Here is a 21,731-nt window from a genome sequence, read left to right as displayed (position 1 = left end):
ATGCAGTCGCGCGGGAACCGCAGCGGCGGGTGCGAAAAAGTTTTCGAAAAGATTAAGGGCGGGGGCTTCGCCCGTCAGATGCCGCCCCCGCGAGGCGCGTTATCTTACGCCGAAATCATAGACCCGGGCGGTCATTGCGCCACCCGGTGCGCCGGCCAGCGAGTAGAGAAAGCCATATTGCCCCTTGCCCAGCGGCGCCTTGGGCGTGACGCGATAGACGCCCGGGCGGACCATTTCATAGCCGAAGGCGATGCGGTCCTTGTCCATAACGCCGGTCTTGGCGCCGGCGATATTGGCACTGCCGACCCGTGCTTCGCGGCGGCCCTTCTTCTCCATCAGCGCGACCAGCGAGAATTCGGCCGGGCTTTTCACGACCGACGCACTGCCCGCCAGCCAGGTCGAGGATTGCATCGCCGTGCCGGGATTGGAGTCGTCGAAGAAGAAATAGAAGACCGGGTTGCCGACCGTCGTAACGGGTGCTTCGCTGCCCGGGATAGCCGCCTTGATGCTCATCGAGGCGATGCCGCCCGTCAAGGCATAGCCGAAAATACCGCCGGTCTTGGCCTGGTTCGACACCGTCGCCTGGATCGGCATCATCTTCGCGCCCGCGCCTTCGCCGGAAAGAACATAGACGCCCGACGGGTGTGCCACCATCGGATCGGGCGAATCGAGCGACATGCTGGGTGTCGCCGTGGCGTCCGATGCGCCGACCATCGCGGCGATCACCGGGCCGGATAGCCCCTTCTGCTTCAGCGCGAGGATGGTCGCGGTCGAGGTGTCGAAGCGCGACGGCGACGTCTTGATCTTCGCGACCAGGACTTCATCGGGAAGACCCGCTGCAGTCAGTGCCAGAATCGTGTCGTTGGTCAGCACTTCCTGCGTGGCAGCAGCGGTTTGCGCCAGTGCGGCGGGCGCGGCGGCGAGCGTCAGCGCACTGGCGAGCAGTCGAATGAAATGCATGTGCAAAAATTCCCCCTGTTGCGAGCGGGACTTGCCTCACCCGAGGCAATCCGGCTCGCCATCGGCACGATTAAATGGCCCGTAGCGCGCTGTCGATACTTGGGTTGCCCCGGTTTTGATGCTTCCGTTCAGCGATCCTGCTGTGCCGATGCTTCGCCCGTAGCGGCGCGGAGCAGTTCGCCGACCAGCTTATTGGGAAAGCGCCGGTCGAGCGTGACTGCATAGAAGCTTTCCGACAATTGCGGCAGCCGCACCAGTTCCACCAGCGTTCCCGCCGCCAGCTCGTCGCGCACGACGATCGGCGGCAGCACCGCGAGCCCCACGCCTGCGCGCGCCATCAGGCGAAGCATCGCCATGTCCTCGACTTCGGCGGCGATCTGCGGCCGCACCTCCAGTCCGGCTGCGAGCGCGTCGAACCCCGTGCGCACGCTGCTGTCTGCGGTCGGCAGTACCAGCGGATGGCGGCCGAGCAGCGTCGCAAGGGAGGCATCGCCTTGCGCCATGCCGGGGCGGGCGACCAAGCTGACCGGCTGCTCCGCCAGCTTGTGGGCAAGAAAGGGCGTGATCGCATCCCGGGCCGGGGGCTGGTTGGCGAGCACCACGTCAAGCTGCAGCGCCGCCAGCGCCTGCATCAGCTCTGCCGCGCTGCCCGAACGCAGGATGAGCTCGACATCCGTGCGGTGGAGCAGCGGCTGGACGAAGCCGATCTGGAAGTTGCGCGACAGTGTCGCCAGCGCGCCGATGCGGAGCGCCTGGCGCGCGCGCCCGGTTTCGCGCAACACGTCGAGCAATTCGTCGCCGGTCGCAAAAATCGCATCGGCATGGTCGAGTGTGATCCGCCCTGCCTCGGTGAGCAGCAGCCGGCGCCCTTCGCGCTCGAACAGCGGATGCCCCAGCCGGTCCTCCAGCTTGCGGATCTGGGTCGACAGCGCCGATTGCGAGACATTTAGCCGCGCCGCCGTGCGGGTGAGGTTCCCGTCATGCGCCACCGCCCAGAAATAGCGGAGGTGGTTGTAGTTCAGCTCGCTCATTCGTTCTCTTAAACAGAACGAAAAAGCACAAACAATGAATTTTTATCACGCATTGCCGGTCGCTACCTGCGGTTTGTTGCCAGGGAGAAATGATCGCGTGATGCAGTGGATGATACTCGATGCCGGACCGCTGGCGCTGCTGGGTCCGGCCGTAGCGGCTGGGCTGGGGTGGCAGCAGCGGCCGCGCCTTACACTGGCGCTGGTTTCGGGCGCGACGCTGGTTGCCCTGGCGACAACGCTGGCGGGGCTGGTGATGCTGGTGCTGCATGGCCCGGCAACACTGCCATTGCCCGGCGGGGCTGGCAGGGTCTTCGCTGCGCGCGTCGATGCGGTGAGCGTCACCATGGCGCTGCTCGTCGCCTTTGTCGGCTGGGTCGTGGTGCGGTACGCCCGCACCTATCTGGATGGCGAGGCGCGGCAGGGCGCCTTTGCGGCATGGCTGGCGGCGACGCTGGCCAGCGTGCTTCTGCTGGTGACGGCGGGTACGCTGGTGCAACTGGTTCTGGCCTGGATCGCGACGGGACAGGGACTCCACCGGCTGCTGCTCTTCTATGCCGAGCGCCCGGCTGCACGGCGCGCTGCGCGCAAAAAGGCGCTGAGCGGCGGTATTGCCGACCTGTTCCTGATCGCCGCGGTCGTGCTGCTGTGGCAAGGCCATGGCACGGCCGACATCGCGACGATCCTCGCCGATCTGCGCGCCGGGAACGCGCCCCATGGCACCGCGCTCGCCGCCTGGGCAGTCGCCATCGCGGCGATGATCAAGTCGGCGCAATTCCCGCTCCATGGCTGGCTGACCGAAGTGATGGAGGCGCCGACGCCGGTGTCCGCGCTGCTCCATGCCGGGGTCATCAATGCCGGCGGTTTCCTGCTGATCCGCCTGGCCGATCTGGTGCTGGCGGCGCCTTCGGCGATGGCGCTGCTGGTGGTGGTGGGCGGCTTCACGGCGCTGTTCGGCAGTCTCGTGCTGCCGACCCAGCCGGCAGTGAAGACGTCGCTGGCATGGTCGACGATCGCCCAGATGGGCTTCATGGTCATGCAATGCGGGCTGGGGCTGTTCGCGCTCGCCCTGCTGCACATCGTCGCCCATTCACTCTACAAGGCGCACGCCTTCCTCGCCTCTGGCGGCGCGGTGGAACGGATCGCTGCGGCACGGCGACTGGGGCCCGTCGCCCGGCCGGACGGCATGGCCGTGCTGCTGTCGCTGCTCGGCGCGAGTGTGATCTATGGCGCGCTCGCGATCGCGTTGCAGGCGTGGAACAAGCCGCCCCAGGCGGTGGCGCTGGGTGCAGTGCTGGTGTTCGGCGTCGCCTATCTGATCGTGCAGGGCATGAGCCCCGCTGCGCCCCGGCCGCTGATGCAGCGGACGCTGGGTTTCGCCATTATCGCCACCGCCGCCTATTTCTCGCTGCACACGATCGCGGATCACATGACATCGGCAACGCTGCCGCCGGTGCCGGCGCCGGGGCCGCTCGGCTGGGTGCTGCTGGTGGGCATGCTGGTCAGCTTCGGCGGCATCGCTGTCGCCCAGGCGCTGCTGCCGCTGTGGCGCGAGCATCCGCTGGCCCGGGTGGCCCGCGTCCATCTTGCCAACGGACTTTATGTCAACGCGCTGGTCGACCGGATTACCGGCGGCCGCAAGCTTCGGAAGGCCTGATCCATGTATCGTCCCGCTTTTGCGCCCCCCGCCGAAGTCACGGCGCCCTATATCGCCCGGGTCCATGCAGCGGCCGACGCTGCCGGCCGAGCCATTCCGCCGCTCTGGCCGCTGGCCACCAGCGTCGCGGTCAACCCCTTTCTGGGCCATGGCGACCGCAGCCTCGCGGCGACATCGGCGTGGCTGACCCGCACTGGCGGTGCGGCGGCGACCATGCCGCTCGACTGGTATCGGGAGCAACTGACGAGCGGCGCGATCACCGAGGCCGATCTGCGCGCGGCATGGGAAGCGACGCCCGAGGATGCGCGGCCGGGGGCGTCCGACACGCTGATGACGATGCTCGACGTGCCGCAGGCGCCGGCGCCAGCGCTTCCCACGCTCGCCGATCTCGCCGCGAGCGAAACCGGCACCGACTGGCCCGCGATCCTCACCGATGCGATCGGCGGCTGGGCGGGCAGCTTCTTCGATGCGGGACAGGCGCTGTGGGCGTTGCCGCACGGGCAGAGCGCCTATGTGAGCTGGCGCGAAGTCGCGGCACATGACTGCACGCCCGAACTGCACGGCCTCAAGGGCTTTCGCAGCTTCGTCGCCGCGGCGCCGGCCCATGCGCAGGATGCCCTGGCCGTCAGCGCCGCCCGGCTGGGCGTGCCTGCGGAGGGGCTGCAACTCTATTTCGAGCGGCTGTTGATGGGGATGGGCGGCTGGAGCCAGCTTGCCCGCTATCGGCAGTGGCAGGCCGAACTGGCCCGCGAGCGCGAGGACGTGCTGGCCGAACTGCTTGCCGTCCGCCTGTTGTGGGAAGAGGCGCTGTGGACGCTGGGCAGCGAGGGCCTGCGCGAAGGCTGGGCGGAAGCCGTTGGCGGCTATGCTGCGCCGATCGTTCCGACGCGCGAGCAGAACCTCGCCGCGCTGCTGCAACACGCCAGCGAGCTTGCCGAGCAGCGGCGCCTTGCGGAAACGCTGGCCGCCGCGCCGGCCCGGCCCGCACCGGCCGTGCCCGGCAGCGCGCAGCTGGTATTCTGCATCGATGTGCGGTCCGAAGTGATCCGCCGCGCGGTCGAGCAGGTTGCGCCCCATGTTCGCACCAGCGGCTTTGCCGGCTTTTTCGGCCTCGGCACCGCGCATCGCCCGCACGCCGCCTGCGATGCGGAGCCGCGCCTGCCGGTGCTGTTGCAGCCGGCAGTCTCCAGTCGGGACGGCGGCGACGCGGCGGAGGAACGGCTGGCACAGGCGCTGGCGCGCGGCGACCGTGCCTGGGGACGGTTCAAGCAGGCGGCGGTTTCGTCCTTCGCCTTTGTCGAGGCGGCCGGGCTCGCCTATGCGGCCAAGCTGGTCAAGGACTCGCTGGGCTTGGCCAGGCCCGCGTCGGGCGCCGCGCCGGTGCCGCAGTTCGATCCGCCGCTGCCGCTGGGGGCGCGGGTCGATGCGGCCGAGCGCATCCTGCGTGCGATGTCGCTTACGCACGATCTTCCGGACCTGCTGGTGCTGGTGGGGCACGGGGCGGGCGTGACCAACAATCTCCACGCCAGCGCACTGCAATGCGGCGCCTGTGGCGGTCATTCGGGCGCGGTCAATGCGCGGCTGGTCGCGGGGCTGTTGGAGGACAGGGCGGTGCGGATCGGGCTTGCCGAACGCGGCATCGTGCTGCCGGCCGATCTGCTCGTGCTGGGCGCGGTGCACGACACGACCAGCGATGCTGTCCACCTGTTCACCGAAGATGTGCCGGGTGCTGCCGACGACCCGCGCGTGAATGGCTTGCAGGATGCGCTGGCGCAGGCGTCGCTGCTGGCGGGCACCGAGCGGGCAGTGCGCCTGCCGCATGCAGCCGGTGCGAGCGATCTTGCCGCGCGCGGTCGCGACTGGGCAGAGGTCCGGCCCGAATGGGGGCTCGCGGGATGCAGCGCCTTTCTGGCAGCGCCCCGCGCGCGCAGCCGGGGGCGCTCGCTGGGCGGCCGCTGCTTCCTCCATGACTATGACTGGCGGCAGGACCGCGACGGCAGCGTGCTCGAACTCATCCTCACCGCCCCGGTCGTGGTGGCGAGCTGGATCAGCCTGCAATATTATGGCTCCAGCGTCGCCCCCGCGCTGTTCGGCGCGGGCAACAAGCTGCTCCACAACGCCGTTGGCGGCGTGGGGGTGCTGGAGGGCAATGGCGGCGTGCTGCGGGGCGGGCTGCCCTGGCAATCGGTGCATGACGGCAATGCGCTGATGCACACGCCGTTGCGGCTGACCGTGTGCATCGAGGCGCCACGCGAGGCGATTGCTGCTGTCCTCGCCAGGCATGACGGCGTCCGCGCGCTGTTCGACAACCATTGGCTGCACCTGCTGGTGCTCGACGACACGGGGCGGCCGGCGTGGCGCTATGCGCGCGGCCTACAATGGGTGGCGGCGTGAAGATCCGCAGCGATCCGGACCTGTGCCCCCGCGTGGCGCGCGAGCCCGAAGTCGAGCTGGCGGCGATCGAGCGCCGGATCGACTGGCTGCTTGCGCACCCTGGGACCAGCGCCTGGCTGCGACACGCGCTCACCAGCGCAAAGGCGGAAGACCCGGTGGCCGTATCGAACGATGTCGAACTGCTGCGCCATCTGCTCGTGCCGCGGGCGGTGGCCCATGCGATCCTGGCGGCGCGCTGAAACCCCTCAGGCCGGCTCGGGCTGTTTCGCCTCCAGCACTTCGGTGAAGCGCCTGAGCCACCACATCACATCCTGTTCGTCGACGCCGGCTTTCAGCGCCTGCCAGCGCGCGATCCGTTCCTCCAGCGGCATGGTGAGCGCCTGGCAGATCGCATCTGCCAGTTCCTCGGCGCTATAGGGATTGACCAGCAGCGCCTCTTCCATCTGTGTCGCGGCGCCGGCGAATTTGGAGAGGATCAGCACGCCGGGGTCTTCGGGGTCCTGCGCCGCGACATATTCCTTAGCCACCAGGTTCATGCCGTCGCGCAGGGGCGTGACCAGCCCGATCCGCGCGGCGCGATACACGCCCGCCAGCACATCGCGCGGATAGCCCTGGTTGACATAGCGCAGCGGCACCCAGTCGAGATCGGCATGGGCGCCGTTGATCTTGCCCGATAGCCCCTCCAGCGTGTTGCGGATGCGCTGATAGCTCTCCACCGACGCGCGCGAGGGCGGCGCGATCTGGAGCAGGAACACTTCCTTGCGCTGTTCGGGATAGGTGGTGAGGAACCGCTCATAGCCCTGGAACCGCTCTTCCAGCCCCTTGGAATAGTCGAGCCGGTCGACGCCGACGATCATCGCGCGATCGCCGGCGCTGCTGCGCATCTGGGCATAGCTTTCCTGCGCCCGCTCGCTTTGCGCCAGCGCTTCGAACGCCTTCGCGTCGATGCCGATCGGGCAGGCGATCAGCTGCACGCTTTTCAGCCCGATGCGCAGCACGCCATTGGGCGCCACCACCGCTTCCATCTCGGCGCGGGCGAAGTCGATGAAGGATTCCATCCACTCCTCGGTATGGAATCCGATCACGTCATAGGCGAACAGCGTCTCGATCAGCGCGTGGGCCTGGGGCAGGCTGGAAAGCAGGCGGCGCGGCGGCCAGGGGATGTGGAGGAAGAAACCGATGCGGTTCTCCCTGCACCCGCGCCGGCGCAGCTCCTGGCCCAGCGGGAACATGTGGTAATCCTGCACCCATACCACGTCATCGGGCTCGATCAGCGGGCGCACGGTTTCGGCAAATCGTTCGTTCACCCGCTGATAGCCGCCGGCAAAGCCGCGCTCATATTCCGCAAGGTCGATCCGGTAATGGAACAGCGGCCACAGCGTGCGGTTGGCATAGCCGTTATAATATTCCTCGATATCCTGTTCCTCGAGGTCGACCGTGGCGGTAGTGACGCCTTCGCGCCGCTGCATGCTGATCTGGCCGGTGAACTGGTCGGTCTGTTCCCCCGACCAGCCGAACCAGATGCCACCGTTTTCGCGCAGCGCCGCCGCCAGCGCGACGGCCAGCCCGCCCTGCGCGCCGGAGTTGGAGCCATCGGGCGCGCTGACGCGGTTGGAAATGACGATCAGGCGGCTCAACGGATGGCACTCCAGGGTTTGCTCAGCAGGACGGCACAATTGATCATGCCCACCAGCGAATAGGTTTGCGGATAGTTTCCCCACAGCACGCCGCTGACGGGATCGATGTCCTCTGAAAGCAGGCCGGCGGCGGTGCGGCGCGTCAGCATTTCCTCGAACAATTGGCGCGCATCATCGGTGCGGCCGGTGAAGTGCAGCGCCTCGATCAGCCAGAAGGTGCAGACGTTGAACGCCGTTTCGGGCAGCCCGAAATCATCCTCGGTGTCGTAGCGCAGCATCGTCGATCCGCGCCGCAGCCCCGCCTCCACGGCGGACAGGGTGCCCAGAAAGCGCGGGTCGTCGGGCGCGAGGAAGCGCATCTCCAGCAACTGGATCAGGCTGGCGTCGAGATCGTCGCCGGAAAAGGTGGCCGAAAGCCGTTCGCTGTCCGGCCGCCAGGCGCGTTCGAGAATGGTGGCACGGATGCGGTCGGCACGGTCCTGCCAGAAGCCTCGCCGTTCCTCCAGCCCGAGCGCCTGCGCGGCATTGGCCAGCCGGTCGCACGCCGCCCAGCACATCGCCACCGAATAGGTGTGGACGCTCTGCCGCGTGCGCAGCTCCCACAGCCCGGCATCGGGCTGGTCGTGCATCGCCCAGGCGCGCTCGCCGATCCGTTCCAGCGCCTCGAAATCTTCGGTGCCGGCGACGCGGTAGAGCCGCTGGTCGAAAAAGGCCTGCACATTGGACAGGATGATCTGACCATAGGCGTCGTGCTGGACCTGCTCATAGGCCTGGTTGCCGACGCGCACCGGCCCCATGCCGCGATAGCCGGCAAGTCCCGGCGCCACGCGCTCTTCCAGCGTCGCTTCGCCCAGCACGCCGTACAGCGGCTGGATATGGCCGCCGCGCGACTGGTCGACGATGTTGCGCAGATAGCCGAGATAGGCCTCCAGCACATCGAGCGCGCCGAGCCGGTTGAGCGCCTGCACCGTGTAATAGGCGTCGCGGATCCAGCAGTAGCGATAGTCCCAGTTGCGCTGGGAATCGGCATGTTCGGGAATCGAAGTGGTCAGCGCGGCAACGATCGCGCCGGTTTCTTCATGCTGGCACAGCTTCAGTGCAATGGCCGAGCGGATCACCACTTCCTGCCATTCGAGCGGAATGGCGAGGCCGCGTACCCAATGCTGCCATTCGGCCAGCGTGTGCCGCAGCATTGCCTCGATCGTCTCGGCAACGTCGCCGCTGAAACTTTCGTCCGGCCCCAGGAAGAAGTGCAGCGGCCGTTCGACACGAAACACTCGTTCCTCGTCCACCATCCCGACGGGTGCGGTGGTGGTGAGCCGCAGCGCCAGCGGCTCGACCAGGAAGCGGAGATGGTTCGACCCGCCGATCCGCCGCGTGCAGGCATCGCCCCAGCCGCAGGTGGGGCGCAGCTTCACCCGAATGCGCGGACTGCCCGATACCGGCCGCACGATGCGCGCGAAGGCGACCGGGCGATAGACGCGGCCCATCCGCTGGAAGCGCGGGCAGAAATCGATCACTTCGATCGCATTGCCCGCGCTGTCGCTGTGGCGGCTGATGAGGACGGGGGCGTTGCGGGCATAATGCTGCTCGACCTGCGTGCCGCCTTCCAGCTCGATCGCCCAATAGCCGATCTCGGGTTCGTCGCCGCCGACCAGCGCCGAGAAGAGCGGATCGCCGTCGACACGCGGCACACAGCCCCACACGAACCGCCCGCCGCGGTCGACCAGCGCGCTCACCTGGCAATTGCCGATCGGCCACAGGTCCAGATCGCTCATGCGTCCACCCCGGCGGCCGCGGCGAGCCAGCCGAGCACCCCGCCGACGTCGTCGATCCAGTAACGGGCATGGGTGGGGCGGGGCGGGCCGACCAGCACGCCGGCACCACCCAGCGCAGCCACGGCGGCGAAGCCGGGCTCATCGGTCACGTCATCACCCAGAAAGACGGGGCGGCCGGCGGCAAAGCGCGGATCGGCCATCAGGGTGCGGATCGCGCTGCCCTTGTCGCCGCCGGGGCTGCGTACCTCGACCATCATCTTGCCGTGCTGGAGATACAGGCCATGTGCCGCCGCCAGCCGCGCGCCCAGCGCGATGGCGTCGGCTTCGTGCTCCGGCACCGTGCGATAGTGCAGGCCCGCGCCCAGCGGCTTGTCTTCCAGCAGGATGCCGGGTCGACTGGCGGCGAAGGCGGTCATTTCCGCCAGTGCCTCGGCAAGTGCGGCGGGGCGCTCGACGATCTGCCGCCGTCCGTCGGACCAGCGAAATTCCATGCCGTGGCTGCCCACCACCAGCGGCGGCCGGTCGCCGAACAGCGCCGCCAGCGGCTCGGCAGGGCGTCCGCTGACCAGCGCGACCCGGCCGTCCAGCCGTTCCTCTATCGCGCGGGTAAGCGCCACCAGCGCAGTGTCGACGACAACCGCCTCCGGGCTGTCGGCAAGCTCGACCAGGGTTCCGTCGAAGTCGAGAAACAGGCTGGCATGGTCGAGCAGGTCCGCCGGCGGCGGCATCAGCAGGTTCTGGTCCCGATCGGGCATGAATCTCCTCGCCACGGGCGCGAGAAGAAGCGTGCGCCCGGCGAGGTCCGTTACGCGCGCACGCCCGTTCCGTTCCCCGGCCCGTCGCTTTCTTGCTGCACCTGCTCAGCCGGCGGGGCGGGGGAGAAGCGCAGCGACAGGCCGTGATACAGCCGTTCCTTCGACACGAGCTGGGCCGTGAAATCGGCGATCAGCGCGGCAGCGAGCAAGGGCAGCATCAGCCCCCGGCTGCCGGTCGTCTCGGCAATGATGATGACGGCAGTCAGCGGCGCGCGGACCACGCCGGTGAAATAGGCGACCATGCCCAGCAGCACGATCGCGCCGCCGGCCGCGTGCGGGAAGAGCGGCCGTACCAGATCGCCCACGCCCGCCCCAACCGACAGCGATGGCGCGAAAATGCCGCCCGGTATGCCGGCAATGGCAGTGGAAAGCGTCGCGGCGAATTTGGCGGGGGCATACCACCAGGGGATGTCCGCCCCCGCGATTGCCATCCGCGCAGTGGTATAGCCGGTGCCCCAGGTGAGCCCCGAGGCGACGCCGAGCAACGCCACCACCAGGCCGCAGGCAGCGGCAAAGACCAGCTTGCGCCGCCGTATCGCGACCAGCGGCCGCCAGTCCGATCCGCCTGCCGCCAGCATCAGCCGCGCGAACAGCCCGCCGGTAAGGCCCCCCAGCACGCCCGCCACCGGTGCGGCCACCACCGCCTGCGCCAGCGGCAGCGTATCGCGCATCACGCCGAAATAGACATAGTCGCCGGCCAGCCCAAGGCTCGTCATGCCGGCGATCAGCACCGCGGCCATCACCAGCACGGCCATGCGCTGCTCATAGGCGGCGGCGAGTTCCTCGATGGCGAAGGCGACGCCGGCCAGCGGCGTGTTGAACGCCGCCGCCACGCCTGCCGCGCCACCGGCGATGAAGACGGAGGCGCGCAGCGGAACCCGCGTCAGCCGGTGCGCATAGCCCATGATCGCCGCCGCGACCTGCACCGTCGGCCCCTCGCGGCCGGTGGAGGCGCCCACCAGCACTGCGCCGATGGTGAGCGCGAGCTTGAGCAGCACGGTGCGCGCCGAGGTAAGGCTCGCCATCGCCCGATCGGGATCGCGCGTCGCCGCCATCACCTGCGGAATGCCCGATCCGGTCGCGTCAGGGGCGAAGCGGCGGGTCGCCCAGGCAAACAGGGCAAAACCGGCCGGTGTCAGCAACAGCGGCAGCCACCACCAGCGATGCTCGATTTCGGTGAATCGCCGCGCCGCCCAGTCGGCCGCTCCGGCAAAGGCCAGCGCCAACAGCCCGATCACGATCGCGCCGCCCATAAAGGCAACGCGGCGGCGCCATACCGGCGCAGTCGGCCCGTGGCGTCGCAGCATTGTGCGCATACGGCGGGTGGTCTGTTGGTTCATGCGCGTCCTCAGCCTGTCCCCCGGCGGCGTCTGTAGGGGTGCCGGGTCGAAAGCGCCAGCCGCTCCGGATCAGGCGGGCGCTGCCGCCCGCCGTTCGTCGCCGCGCAAGGTGAGCACTTCCACGCCGCCGGCCGTGACTGCCACCGTATGCTCGAACTGCGCCGAAAGCTTGCGGTCGTTGGTCACCACCGTCCAGCCGTCGTCGAGCGTCGTTACCTTGCGGGTGCCCTGGTTGAGCATCGGCTCGATGGTGAAGACCATGCCCTCGCGCAGCATCATGCCCGTGCGGGCGCGGCCGAAATGCAAGACCGAGGGTTCCTCGTGCATTTCGCGGCCGATGCCATGGCCGCAGAACTCGCGCACCACCGTATAGCCGTTGCGTCGGGCATGTTGCTCGATCGCATGGCCGATATCGCCCAGATAGGCGCCCGGGCGCACCTGCTCGATGCCCTTCCACATCGCTTCCTGCGTCACCCGCACCAGCCTGCGCGCGTCGGCGGACACTTCGCCGACCATATAGGTCTTGCTCGAATCGGCGATGAAACCGTTCTTTTCCAGCGTGATGTCTAGGTTGATAATGTCGCCGTCGCGGATCACTTCGTCGGCGGCGGGAACGCCATGGCACACGACATGGTTGATCGAGCAGTTGAGCACATCGCGAAAGCCATATTGCCCCTTGCTCGCGGGCCGCGCGGCAAGATCGTGGGTGATGAAGCGCTCGACCAGATCGTTGACCGCCATGGTCGACATGCCGGCCAGCGGCTGGCGATCGAGCATTTCGAACACCGAGGCGAGCAACTTGCCCGAGATACGCATCAGCGCGATCTCGTCGGGAGTCTTGACCATCTCAGGCGATCGCCAGCCGGGGCGGCAGCGTGTCGATTGCGGCGATCTGCTGGCGGACGATTTCGTGGAACGACAGGGTGGGATTGGCCTCTGCGAGCATGCCGATCTTCATCCAGAACTCGGCCTGCGCGTTGATCGAGCGGCACATTACCGCGCTCGCGCGGCGCACTTCTTCATGCAAGTCGTCGGCAATTTTGACGATGCCCAAGGCAAGTCTCCAGTGTGGATATATGGACCATATACATTCCATATATCGCTGGATCAACGGAGCCTGCGATCGACGAAGCGACCGAAAGGATGATCGAACCCCGCGGCGGACGAGAAATCCGATCCCGCCAAGGTGGCCGAGGATGGCTGGCGCGCACTGATGGCGGGCGAAGACAACAAGGTGTCCGGCATGGTCAACAAGCTTCAGGTCGCGGGCGTTGGCGTGCTGCCGCAGTCGGTGACCGCCGAGCAGCACCGCAAGCTCGCCGAGCCCGGCGGCGGCGAATAGGCAAGATTCCCCCGGCAGTTGCCAGTCCCCATGCGCAGTGCGAAGGGAACCGAAACGGGTCCGGGGGAGACGCCAGAGTGAAATTGCGGTCGCTGCTGTTCGTGCCGGGGGATCGGCCGGAGCGTTTCCTCAAGGCGGCGGCGAGCGGGGCCGATGCGCTGATCCTCGATCTGGAAGATTCGGTTGCGCCGGAACGAAAGGCGGCGGCGCGCGCCGCGATTCGCGACTGGCTGGAGGCGCCTGATCGGCCGGCGGTCAGTCTGGTGCGGGTGAATCCGTTAGACAGCGAGGCAATTGCAGCCGATCTTGATGTAATTCTCGGCGCACGCCCCGACGGGCTGGTGCTGCCCAAGGCTGCCGGTGCCGCGTCGGTGACAGCGCTTCGCGAGCGCGCGGGAGCAGAATGCCCGCCGATTCTGCCGATCGCGACCGAGACACCGGCGGCGCTGTTCCAGCTCGGCAGCTATGGGGCGGAGGCCGAGGCGCTGCTGGGCCTGACCTGGGGCGCGGAGGATCTGCCCGCCGCGATCGGCGCCTCCAGCTCGCGGAACCCGGATGGCAGCTTCACGCCGCCCTATGAAATGGTGCGCGCGCTGGCATTGTTCGGTGCGCATGCGGCTGGCGTGGCGGCGATCGAGACGGTCTATCCCGACATCGCCGACTCGGACGGGTTGGCGGCGTACGTGGCGCGCGGGCGCCGCGATGGCTTTACCGGCATGATGGCGATTCATCCCGCCCAGATTGCCGTCATCAACGCCGGTTTCACCCCCAGTGCCGCCGAAATCGCGCACGCAAAGGCGGTGGTTGCGGCCTTCGCGGCGAACCCCGGCGTCGGCGCACTGCGGCTGGACGGACGGATGATCGATCGGCCGCATCTCGCGCAGGCGCAATCCGTACTCGCCCGCGCCGCCGACTGAACCACCCGGCCGTTCGAATTTGCTGCAACTGCGAAGGCGGGAAGCATTGGCGGAACTCTGCCAATGTAACCGTTTTTAGTCTGACTGATTTTGTTGCGCCGCACAGTTGTGCAAAGGTTTTCTCTTTTGGCAAATATGGGATTTTTGCTGTTACATGGAAAACACACCTTTCCTGTAAATCAAACCTGTCCAACAGATTTTACGCTGTCCGGTTGACAACAAGTACAGTCATGGTAGCGATCACAGTGGCAGGGCAGCATTTCTGCTTGCATTGAGAACAGGCTCCAGCACGAACTGGTGCTGGCAGAGGAGGGGACATGAAAAGCTTTGGGAAATCGCAGGCGTTGGTGCGTTCGGCTTCGGTCATCGCGGTGGCTGCTTGCATGTTGGTTCCGGCTGTTGCCTTTGCGCAGACCGACAACGCTGACAGCGGTGCGCAGGACGCTTCGCAGGAAATCGTCGTCACCGGCATCCGCGCCAGCCTCGAGCGATCAATCGCGATCAAGCGCGACTCGCCGGGCATCGTCGACGCGATTTCGGCCGAAGACATCGGCAAGTTCCCCGACACCAATCTGGCGGAATCGCTGCAGCGTATTCCGGGTGTGTCGATCAATCGCACCAACGGCGAAGGCTCGCTGGTGACGGTGCGTGGCTTCGGCCCGCAATATAACATGGTCACGCTGAACGGCCGCCAGCTCGCGGCCTCGAACGTGTCGGTGGTCGGCGGCGACGAAAATGCCGACGGCGCGCAGGGTACGCAGCGTTCGTTCGACTTCTCGAACCTCGCGACCGAAGGTGTCCGCACGCTCGAAGTGTACAAGACCGGCCGCGCTGCCGTGCCGTCGGGCGGCATCGGCGCAACGATCAACGTCGTCACGCGCCGTCCGCTCGATCCGGGTGCCAAGGCCGGCTTCACCGGCAGCATCGGCGCCAAGGCTGTGTACGACACCAGCGTCGACGGCTGTCTCAATTGCGGCTCGAAGGTGACGCCGGAACTCTCGGGCGTCGTGAGCTGGACCGACGCGGACCAGCGCTTCGGCGTCGAGCTGTTCGGCAGCTACCAGAAGCGCAACTACACTTCGATCAGCGCGACGTCGAACGACTGGAACATCATTCCGTACAGCACCTTCGTGTCGGGCGGCTTTGCCCGCAACAACACGGTGTGCCCGTCGAGCCAGACGACGCTGAGCGCGAGCTGCACCATCGTCAAGAACGCGCCGAGCGATCCCAACCAGCTCGTCGCGATCCCGAACGACAGCCGCTACCACTATGCCGAAGGCACGCGCGAGCGGATCAACGGCCAGGCCGTCGTCCAGTTCAAGCCCAGCGACGCACTGACGCTGACCGCCGACGCGCTGTTCGCGCAGAACCGCCAGCGCGAAACCCGTTCGGACCTTTCCAACTGGTTCAGCCGTCCGTTCGACGAAGTGCATTTCGACGGCAACACCACCGTCGCCACGGCAACCTATCTGCACGAGACGATCAACGGCGTGAAGGACGAGGGCTTCGAGGCCCAGAGCCGCGCGCAGAAGAGCCGGCTGCAGGATTACGGCCTGAATGCCGACTGGCAGCTGGCCAGCAACCTGTCGCTGCGCCTCGACGGCCATTACTCCAAGTCGGAAAGCCTGCCGGACAACCCCAATGGCGTCAGCTCCACGCTGGTCGGCATGGGCGCCAATGTCGTCGCCGCGCACTCGGTGGATTACAGCGGCGGCATTCCGCAGCAGGACATCACCATCGGCTCGACGCCGCTGACGGTGAACGCGGTGGGCAGCCAGGTGGGCCGCACCTATCGCTCGACGCAGGACCAGTCGGTCAAGGAACTCCGTGCCGATTTCGGCTGGGATCTGGGCGGCGGCAGCAAGTTCGACTTCGGTGCGAACTATCGCAAGACCGACATGCGCCAGACCTTCGTCGGCACACAGCAGACGCTGGGCGACTGGGGCATTTCCAACCCGGGCGACGTGCAGCAGCTGGCCCCCGGCGCGCTCCAGTCCTTCTGCCTCGAATGCAAGTTCGACCAGTATAACCCCGGCAACGACCCGGATTCGAAGGTCGCCTTCCGCGGCGATGCCTCGAAAATCTATCCGATCCTGTCGTCCTATTATGCCGGCCGCGGCAATGCCGTGGGCATCACCAGCAACAACAACAACCGGGTGCGCGAAGACATTTGGGCAGCCTATGGCCAGCTGACCTGGAAGGGTGAAGTCGGCAATGCGCCGGCGCGCCTGGTTGCCGGCGTGCGCTACGAACATACCAAGTCGCGCTCGACCTCGCTGGTGGCGGTGCCGTCGGCGATCAACTGGGTTTCGGACAACGACTTCACCGTCGTGGTGTCGCTGACCAACACCACCCAGTTCGACCAGTCGCACTCCTATGACAACATCCTGCCGCAGGTCGACTTCCAGGTCGAACTGCAGCGCAACCTGCTGGCCCGACTGTCGTACAGCAAGACGATCGCGCGGCCGGATTACAGCAGCCTGTTCAGCGCCACCACGGTGGGCGGTCCGCCGCGTCCGACCAACAATGGCGGCATCCCCAGCGCTTCGACCGGCAACCCCAATCTGTCGCCGCTGATCTCGGACAATTTCGACGCTTCGCTGGAATGGTATTTCAAGCCGGACAGCTATGTGTCGGTCGCGTTCTTCGACAAGCGGGTGCACAACTTCGTCGGCACCGGCCAGTTCAACTCGCCGCTGTTCGGCCTGCGCGATCCCAGCTCGGGTGCGGCAGGGTCGCGTTCGGGCGATGCGAAGAATGCGCTGAACGGGCTGGGTGCAGACATCAGCGACGTGAACCTGTTCGTCATGTCGGCGCTGATCCAGAACCGCGGATCGGTGGCGGCGGCGACTTCCGAGTTCCAGTCGCACTATAACAACACCACCCGCTCGCTCGATGACGCCTATGTCAAGGCGATCAACAACGCCTATGACCTGAGCGGCAATTCGGCCGACCCGCTCTACAACTTCCAGGTGTCGCAGCCGATCAACAACAAGGACGCCGAAATCTATGGCGTCGAACTGGCCGGCCAGTACTTCCTGGGCAAGACCGGCTTCGGCATCGCGGCCGCCTACACGCTGGTGCGCGGCGATGTCGGGTTCAACCTGGGCGCCAGCCCGGCACAGGACCAGTTCGCGCTGCTGGGTCTCAGCGACACGTTCAGCACCACGCTGATCTACGACAAGAACGGCATCTCTGCCCGTCTCGCCTATAACTGGCGCGACAAGTTCCTGTCGGGCATCAACCGCCAGGGCTCGCGTAACCCCGAGTTCACCGCGCCCTTCGGCCAGCTCGACATGAACATCAGCTACGAGATCACGCCGCAGATTGCCGTGACGCTGGAAGGCATCAACCTGACCAAGGAGAGCGTACGGACCTATGCCCGCGCGAAGAGCGAGCTTTGGTACGCGCAGGAACTGGATCGCCGCTTCCTGCTCGGCGCGCGCTTCAAGTTCTGATGGGTTGCTAGAGGCAGGAGAGGGGGAGGGCCGTTGCCATGTGCAGCGGCCCTTTCCGCCTCCGCCAGTCGCTTCGCCGATCGCTTCCGGTTGAGGGGCGCCGGGCTTTCCGCCATGGTCGCTCCGCACGCCGCCGCAGGGGCGCGGCGGTAATGGGTGAAAGTTCATGACTAATCGGGTCGCGCTCGACAATGTAGCGCATCACGACCTCAAGGTGGCGCTGCGCCACGGCGCTGATTTTGGCGACTGCGTCAACCAGATGCTGCTGTTCCCGACCGAGTTCGTCGAGGCGCAGCGCGAATTTCCCATCCTGTTCCGCGACGATCCCGAAGAGGGGCTGCATGCCGTGGCGCTGCTTGGGCTCGACCGCGACGAAAATCTGTTCTTCGACGGGGAGCGCTGGACCAGCCGCTATGTCCCCGCGATCCAGCAGCGCGGACCGTTCTCGATCGGCGTGTCGGCCGACGGCAATACCGATGCCAGCCCGGTGATCCATATCGATCTCGACGATCCCCGCACCGGCGCGCCCGACGGCACGCCGCTGTTCCTGGAGCATGGCGGCGCCGGCCCCTATCTCGACCATATCGTCCGGGTGCTCCAGCGCATCTTCACCGGGATCGAGGACGCGAAGGCGCTATACGCCAATTTCCAGGCGCTGGGCCTGCTGGAGCCCAATGTCATCGAAGTGCGGCTGAACGACGAGGAAGCCTATCGCATCGACGGTTTCCTGATGCTCTCATCGGAGAAGCTGGCCAGCCTTTCGACGGGCGCGCTGGAGCAGCTTCACGCTGCCGGCCATCTGGGCCTCGCCTATTTCGTCGCCGGCTCGCTCGGCAATATCAGCGGGCTGATCGAGCGCAAGAACGCGCGGCGCGCCGGCCAGTGAACGCCGTGGCGGCGATCGCTACGCCCGTGCGCACGCTGGAAGGCGTGGCGCCGGATGCGATCCCGTACGACGCGCTGATGGCGGACCAGGCGCCGGTAATCCTGAAGGGCGTCGCCCACCACTGGCCGCTGGTCCGCGCCGGGATCGCCTCACCCGTCGCCGCGATGGCCGAACTGCGCCGCTTCGATGGCGGCAAGCCGGTCGTCACTTTTACTGGCGCGCCCGAAATCGGCGGCCGTTTCTTCTATGACGCGGACCTGCGCGGCCTGAATTTCGAGGGCCGGCGGATGCCGCTCGCCGCCGTACTCGACCAGATCGTGGCGCAGGGCGAGGACGAGGATGCGCCGTCACTCTATGTCGGCTCGACCGATCTCGACCAGTATCTGCCCGGTTTCCGCGCAGAGAACGACGTCGTGCTCAACCATCCGATGTTCGCCGCGCATCCGCCGCTGGCGAGCATCTGGATCGGCACCCGCACCACCGCCACCTGCCATTACGACATGTCGCACAACATGGCGGTCTGCGCGGTCGGCCGCCGCCGCTTCACGCTGTTCCCGCCCGATCAGATCGCCAATCTCTATCCCGGCCCGCTCGAGCCCACGCCCGGCGGGCAGGTGGTGAGCATGGTCGATTTCGCTGCCCCGGATTTCACGCGCTTCCCCGGCTTTCGCGACGCCATGGCGGCGGCGCAGGTGGCGGAGCTGGAAGCGGGCGACCTGCTCTTCTACCCGGCGATGTGGTGGCACCATGTCGAGGCGCTCGCCCCGTTCAACATACTGGTCAATTACTGGTGGAACACCAGCCCGGCCTTTCTCGACACGCCGCAACTGACGTTGCTCCACGCACTGCTCAGCCTGCGCGACCGGCCGGCGCCGGAAAAGGCCGCCTGGCGCGCGCTGTTCGATTATTATGTCTTCGGCCCCGCCGAGCGCGCCGGGGCGCACGTGCCGGATCATGCGAAGGGGCCGCTCGCCCCCATCGACGCCGTGCAGGCGCGGCGGCTGCGCGCGCAATTGCTCAACAGACTCAATCGATAAGACGAGGAGAGAGACAGTGCGGGACAGGCCGGTGAAGCGCGTGGTGGTCGCGGGCGGGGGCACTGCCGGCTGGATTGCGGCGGCGGCGCTCGCGCGGCTGATCGGCCCGCTGATCGAGATAAGCCTGATCGAATCCGATGAAATCGGCACGATCGGCGTCGGCGAAAGCACGATCCCGACCGCGCGCACCTTTCACCAGTTGCTCGGCATCGACGAGCAGACGTTCCTGAAGGCGACCGGCTCCAGCTTCAAGCTGGGTATCCGCTTCGAGGACTGGGCGCGCGTCGGCGACCGCTATTTCCACAGCTTCGGCCAGATCGGCCAGGGCAACTGGATGGGCGATTTCCACCATTTCTGGCTGCAGGCCCGCGCCGAAGGCTGGGGCGGCGAACTCGACGATTATTGTTTCGAATTGCAGGCCGCGCTCGCCGAAAAATTTGCGTTGCCGACCGACGGCAAGAGCCAGATCAACTATGCCTATCACCTCGATGCCGGCCTCTATGCCCGCTTCCTCCGCCAGTTTGCCGAGCCGCTGGGCGTCACCCGCATCGAGGGACGGATCGATGGCGTCGAGCAGGATGGCGAAAGCGGCTTCGTCACGGCGCTCACGCTTGCCTCGGGCCAGCGGATCGAGGGCGATCTGTTCATCGACTGCACCGGTTTTCGCGGCCTGCTGATCGAACAGACGCTCAAGGCCGGCTATGAAGACTGGCGCCACTGGCTGCCGACCGACAGCGCGCTGGCGGTGCAGACGAACTCGGTCGGCCCGGCAGTACCCTATACCAAGGCGGCGGCACATCGCGCCGGCTGGCAATGGCGCATCCCGCTGCAGCACCGGGTGGGCAACGGCCTTGTCTATGCCAGCAGCCATATGGATGACGACGAAGCCCGCGCGTTGCTCGAAAGCCGTATCGTCGGCGAAAAGCGGATCGAGCCGCGCATCATCCGGTTTCAGGCGGGCCAGCGGCGCAAGCTGTGGGACAAGAATGTCGTCGCGCTGGGGCTGTCGAGCGGTTTTGTCGAGCCGTTGGAATCGACCAGCATCCATCTGGTGATGATCGCGGTCACGCGGCTGGTGCAGCTCTTCCCGTTCGAAGGCGTGGGGGAGGGCGTGGCCGCCCGCTTCAATGCGCTGGGACAGGCGGAGATCGAGAAGATCCGCGATTTCATCATCCTCCATTATCATCTGAACCAGCGAAACGATGGCGGCTTCTGGGATCAGGTTCGCACCATGGCGATCCCCGACAGCCTGGCTGCGCGGATCGAGGCGTGGCGTGACGGCGCGATCGCCTGGCAGGCGGCCGACGATCTGTTCCGCGTCGACAGTTGGGTGCAGGTGATGTTGGGACAGCGACTGATGCCGCGCGGCCATCACCATATGGGCGCGCTGTTGCCGGAGGGGCAGTTGCGCGACGCCATGGCCGAACTGAAGCGCAAGATCGCCGCTGCCGTTGCGAGCCTGCCGTCGCACCAGGCCTTCCTCGATCGCTACGCCGCCGCGGACACGCCCGAGCCGGTCGCGGTATAGCCTATTGCCCGTGGTCTGCGGCGAGGCCGAGGTCCAGCGCGACTGCGTTCAGCCGCCGGTCGCGCGTCCATAGCCGGGCATCGGGGCTCAGCCGTGCCGATGCCAGCAGGTGCGCGTCGATATAGCCGATGCCCCGCCCATGCAGCGACTGGTACTCGATAAAGCCGAGCGTTTCGGCATCATCGGCGACAATGGCTTTGGGCAAATCGCGCAACAGGCTGATAATCTCCGCTCGCCGGCGAAGGCTGCCCAGCGCGAGTTCGCCGATGACAAAGGGATGTGAGAGCACCAGCCCCCGGTTCAGCAGGTCCGAAAGCCCGGCATCGTGGCTGCGCAGATGGTCAATCCAGACGGAGCTGTCGACCAGGATCAAGCGGCGTCACTTTCGGGGCGACGACGGGGCGGGAGCGCGGCATCCGGCTCGCTGCCGCCCAGACGCGCAAGGCGGCGCGCGCTTTCGCGTTCGATCAGGGCGTTGAGCGCTTCCCGGACCAGGGAAGACTTTTCCTTGAGGCCGGTAAATGCCTGGGCCTTGGCGACGAGCGCATCGTCTAGAGCAATTGTGGTTCGCATCGGCGTTTTCCCTCGCAGGCACGATAATGGCATCAATTGATGCATATTCCAATGCCGGTTTGTAGCATGGGGGAATAGGCGAGGCCGGCGGGGCGGCCGAGCTTTTCCGGTACCGCGCGGGCGCCCGCACACGCTTTCAGGCAGAGGCTGCACCGTTCGTCGCAAATGGGTCGGGTGCGGCTTTACGGAAATTATGATAAATCAGTGATTTACTATCATCAGTAGGCGGCCCGCCCGATTTGCGCGGCGGACTGCGGGAACACCCCTGCAGAGGGCGCGCTTTGGCCATGCCCTCGCGAAGGGCTGAAGCGCCCCGGGTTTTCCGGAGGCATTTTCATTTGAGTCATGCGGCCATATCGAGGGTCTCAATGGCTGCATAGT

At 66.7% G+C, this 21,731-nt stretch carries 18 protein-coding genes and 1 pseudogene; 9 read left to right on the top strand and 10 right to left on the bottom strand.

All coding sequences use genetic code 11. From position 1 onward, the window contains the following. Positions 1 to 99: 99 nt before the first annotated feature. Together ACT53M_RS18500 and ACT53M_RS18495 are read right to left on the bottom strand one after the other, a co-directional pair. Positions 100 to 960 carry a hypothetical protein gene (locus ACT53M_RS18500; protein ID WP_476235280.1) on the bottom strand — a complete coding sequence of 287 codons (861 nt, stop codon included), beginning with the start codon at positions 958 to 960 and terminating at the stop codon, positions 100 to 102. A 128-nt stretch (positions 961 to 1,088) separates the two neighbouring features. Next, positions 1,089 to 1,991 (bottom strand): LysR family transcriptional regulator, encoded by a 903-nt coding sequence (locus ACT53M_RS18495; RefSeq protein ID WP_476235278.1) that lies wholly within the window; start codon positions 1,989 to 1,991, stop codon positions 1,089 to 1,091. Positions 1,992 to 2,091: 100 nt separating this feature from the next. Between ACT53M_RS18495 and ACT53M_RS18490 the strand changes: the two genes are divergently transcribed. The 3 genes from ACT53M_RS18490 to ACT53M_RS18480 are packed head-to-tail and all read left to right on the top strand — an operon-like array spanning position 2,092 to position 6,278. Continuing rightward, a complete protein-coding gene (locus ACT53M_RS18490) occupies positions 2,092 to 3,645 on the top strand; it encodes an NADH-quinone oxidoreductase subunit L (protein WP_476235277.1) in 1,554 nt (517 codons plus the stop codon). A 3-nt stretch (positions 3,646 to 3,648) separates the two neighbouring features. Beyond that, positions 3,649 to 6,039, top strand: a complete 2,391-nt coding sequence (locus tag ACT53M_RS18485; RefSeq protein WP_476235275.1) for a YbcC family protein — start codon at positions 3,649 to 3,651, stop codon at positions 6,037 to 6,039. Continuing rightward, a complete protein-coding gene (locus ACT53M_RS18480) occupies positions 6,036 to 6,278 on the top strand; it encodes a hypothetical protein (protein WP_476235274.1) in 243 nt (80 codons plus the stop codon). The genes ACT53M_RS18485 and ACT53M_RS18480 overlap by 4 nt, the downstream gene beginning before the upstream one ends. Positions 6,279 to 6,284: 6 nt before the next feature. Here the strand turns inward: ACT53M_RS18480 and ACT53M_RS18475 are convergent, their stop codons facing one another. The 6 genes from ACT53M_RS18475 to ACT53M_RS18450 all read right to left on the bottom strand — a co-directional run bounded on the left by ACT53M_RS18475 (position 6,285) and on the right by ACT53M_RS18450 (position 12,663). Beyond that, a complete protein-coding gene (locus ACT53M_RS18475) occupies positions 6,285 to 7,676 on the bottom strand; it encodes an alpha,alpha-trehalose-phosphate synthase (UDP-forming) (protein ID WP_476235273.1) in 1,392 nt (463 codons plus the stop codon). Then, a complete protein-coding gene (locus ACT53M_RS18470; RefSeq protein WP_476235271.1) occupies positions 7,673 to 9,454 on the bottom strand; it encodes a glycoside hydrolase family 15 protein in 1,782 nt (593 codons plus the stop codon). The genes ACT53M_RS18475 and ACT53M_RS18470 overlap by 4 nt, the downstream gene beginning before the upstream one ends. Then, positions 9,451 to 10,209 (bottom strand): trehalose-phosphatase, encoded by a 759-nt coding sequence (otsB, locus tag ACT53M_RS18465; protein WP_476235269.1) that lies wholly within the window; start codon positions 10,207 to 10,209, stop codon positions 9,451 to 9,453. The genes ACT53M_RS18470 and otsB overlap by 4 nt, the downstream gene beginning before the upstream one ends. Positions 10,210 to 10,259: 50 nt before the next feature. Beyond that, on the bottom strand, positions 10,260 to 11,609 hold the full coding sequence (locus tag ACT53M_RS18460; RefSeq protein ID WP_476235267.1) for a chloride channel protein: 1,350 nt from the start codon (positions 11,607 to 11,609) through the stop codon (positions 10,260 to 10,262). 69 nt (positions 11,610 to 11,678) lie between these two features. After that, positions 11,679 to 12,455, bottom strand: coding sequence for a type I methionyl aminopeptidase (gene map / locus ACT53M_RS18455; RefSeq protein WP_476235266.1), 777 nt, complete (start codon positions 12,453 to 12,455; stop codon positions 11,679 to 11,681). Position 12,456: 1 nt separating this feature from the next. Further along, a complete protein-coding gene (locus tag ACT53M_RS18450) occupies positions 12,457 to 12,663 on the bottom strand; it encodes a ParD-like family protein (RefSeq protein ID WP_476228787.1) in 207 nt (68 codons plus the stop codon). 105 nt (positions 12,664 to 12,768) lie between these two features. Here ACT53M_RS18450 and ACT53M_RS18445 point away from each other — a divergent pair. From ACT53M_RS18445 to ACT53M_RS18420, 6 genes and pseudogenes are all read left to right on the top strand, one after another. Then, a pseudogene (locus ACT53M_RS18445) lies at positions 12,769 to 12,951 on the top strand (SDR family NAD(P)-dependent oxidoreductase); the annotation flags it as partial. A 77-nt stretch (positions 12,952 to 13,028) separates the two neighbouring features. Continuing rightward, positions 13,029 to 13,868: an HpcH/HpaI aldolase/citrate lyase family protein gene (locus ACT53M_RS18440; RefSeq protein ID WP_476235264.1), complete on the top strand. Its 840-nt coding sequence runs from the start codon at positions 13,029 to 13,031 to the stop codon at positions 13,866 to 13,868. A 317-nt stretch (positions 13,869 to 14,185) separates the two neighbouring features. Further along, positions 14,186 to 17,326 (top strand): TonB-dependent receptor, encoded by a 3,141-nt coding sequence (locus ACT53M_RS18435; protein ID WP_476235262.1) that lies wholly within the window; start codon positions 14,186 to 14,188, stop codon positions 17,324 to 17,326. A gap of 166 nt (positions 17,327 to 17,492) precedes the next feature. Beyond that, positions 17,493 to 18,212, top strand: a complete 720-nt coding sequence (locus ACT53M_RS18430) for a SapC family protein (protein WP_476235261.1) — start codon at positions 17,493 to 17,495, stop codon at positions 18,210 to 18,212. Next, the gene (locus ACT53M_RS18425) at positions 18,209 to 19,249 is read left to right on the top strand and encodes a cupin-like domain-containing protein (protein WP_476235259.1); all 1,041 of its coding nucleotides are present in this window, start codon (positions 18,209 to 18,211) and stop codon (positions 19,247 to 19,249) included. The genes ACT53M_RS18430 and ACT53M_RS18425 overlap by 4 nt, the downstream gene beginning before the upstream one ends. A gap of 16 nt (positions 19,250 to 19,265) precedes the next feature. Continuing rightward, positions 19,266 to 20,777, top strand: a complete 1,512-nt coding sequence (locus ACT53M_RS18420) for a tryptophan halogenase family protein (RefSeq protein ID WP_476235258.1) — start codon at positions 19,266 to 19,268, stop codon at positions 20,775 to 20,777. Between the two features lies 1 nt (position 20,778). Here ACT53M_RS18420 and ACT53M_RS18415 read toward each other — a convergent pair whose 3' ends face one another. Then, positions 20,779 to 21,150 (bottom strand): type II toxin-antitoxin system VapC family toxin, encoded by a 372-nt coding sequence (locus ACT53M_RS18415; RefSeq protein ID WP_476235257.1) that lies wholly within the window; start codon positions 21,148 to 21,150, stop codon positions 20,779 to 20,781. Then, positions 21,147 to 21,350, bottom strand: coding sequence for a type II toxin-antitoxin system VapB family antitoxin (locus tag ACT53M_RS18410; RefSeq protein ID WP_476235256.1), 204 nt, complete (start codon positions 21,348 to 21,350; stop codon positions 21,147 to 21,149). Before ACT53M_RS18410 ends, ACT53M_RS18415 begins: the two co-directional genes overlap by 4 nt. Positions 21,351 to 21,731: the final 381 nt, after the last annotated feature.

This window comes from Sphingomonas sp. DMC6 (genome assembly GCF_056314225.1).
This window is presented reverse-complemented; position numbering and strand designations above follow the sequence as displayed.

What these genes read in the sequence shown, in the direction of transcription:
- ACT53M_RS18460 (WP_476235267.1), bottom strand. Translation starts at nt 11,609, where the DNA reads ATGAACCAACAGACCACCCGCCGTATGCGCACAATGCTGCGACGCCAC.
- ACT53M_RS18430 (WP_476235261.1), top strand. Translation starts at nt 17,493, where the DNA reads ATGACTAATCGGGTCGCGCTCGACAATGTAGCGCATCACGACCTCAAG.
- otsB (WP_476235269.1), bottom strand. Translation starts at nt 10,209, where the DNA reads ATGCCCGATCGGGACCAGAACCTGCTGATGCCGCCGCCGGCGGACCTG.
- ACT53M_RS18495 (WP_476235278.1), bottom strand. Translation starts at nt 1,991, where the DNA reads ATGAGCGAGCTGAACTACAACCACCTCCGCTATTTCTGGGCGGTGGCG.
- ACT53M_RS18490 (WP_476235277.1), top strand. Translation starts at nt 2,092, where the DNA reads ATGCAGTGGATGATACTCGATGCCGGACCGCTGGCGCTGCTGGGTCCG.
- ACT53M_RS18470 (WP_476235271.1), bottom strand. Translation starts at nt 9,454, where the DNA reads ATGAGCGATCTGGACCTGTGGCCGATCGGCAATTGCCAGGTGAGCGCG.
- map (WP_476235266.1), bottom strand. Translation starts at nt 12,455, where the DNA reads ATGGTCAAGACTCCCGACGAGATCGCGCTGATGCGTATCTCGGGCAAG.
- ACT53M_RS18500 (WP_476235280.1), bottom strand. Translation starts at nt 960, where the DNA reads ATGCATTTCATTCGACTGCTCGCCAGTGCGCTGACGCTCGCCGCCGCG.
- ACT53M_RS18485 (WP_476235275.1), top strand. Translation starts at nt 3,649, where the DNA reads ATGTATCGTCCCGCTTTTGCGCCCCCCGCCGAAGTCACGGCGCCCTAT.
- ACT53M_RS18410 (WP_476235256.1), bottom strand. Translation starts at nt 21,350, where the DNA reads ATGCGAACCACAATTGCTCTAGACGATGCGCTCGTCGCCAAGGCCCAG.
- ACT53M_RS18435 (WP_476235262.1), top strand. Translation starts at nt 14,186, where the DNA reads ATGAAAAGCTTTGGGAAATCGCAGGCGTTGGTGCGTTCGGCTTCGGTC.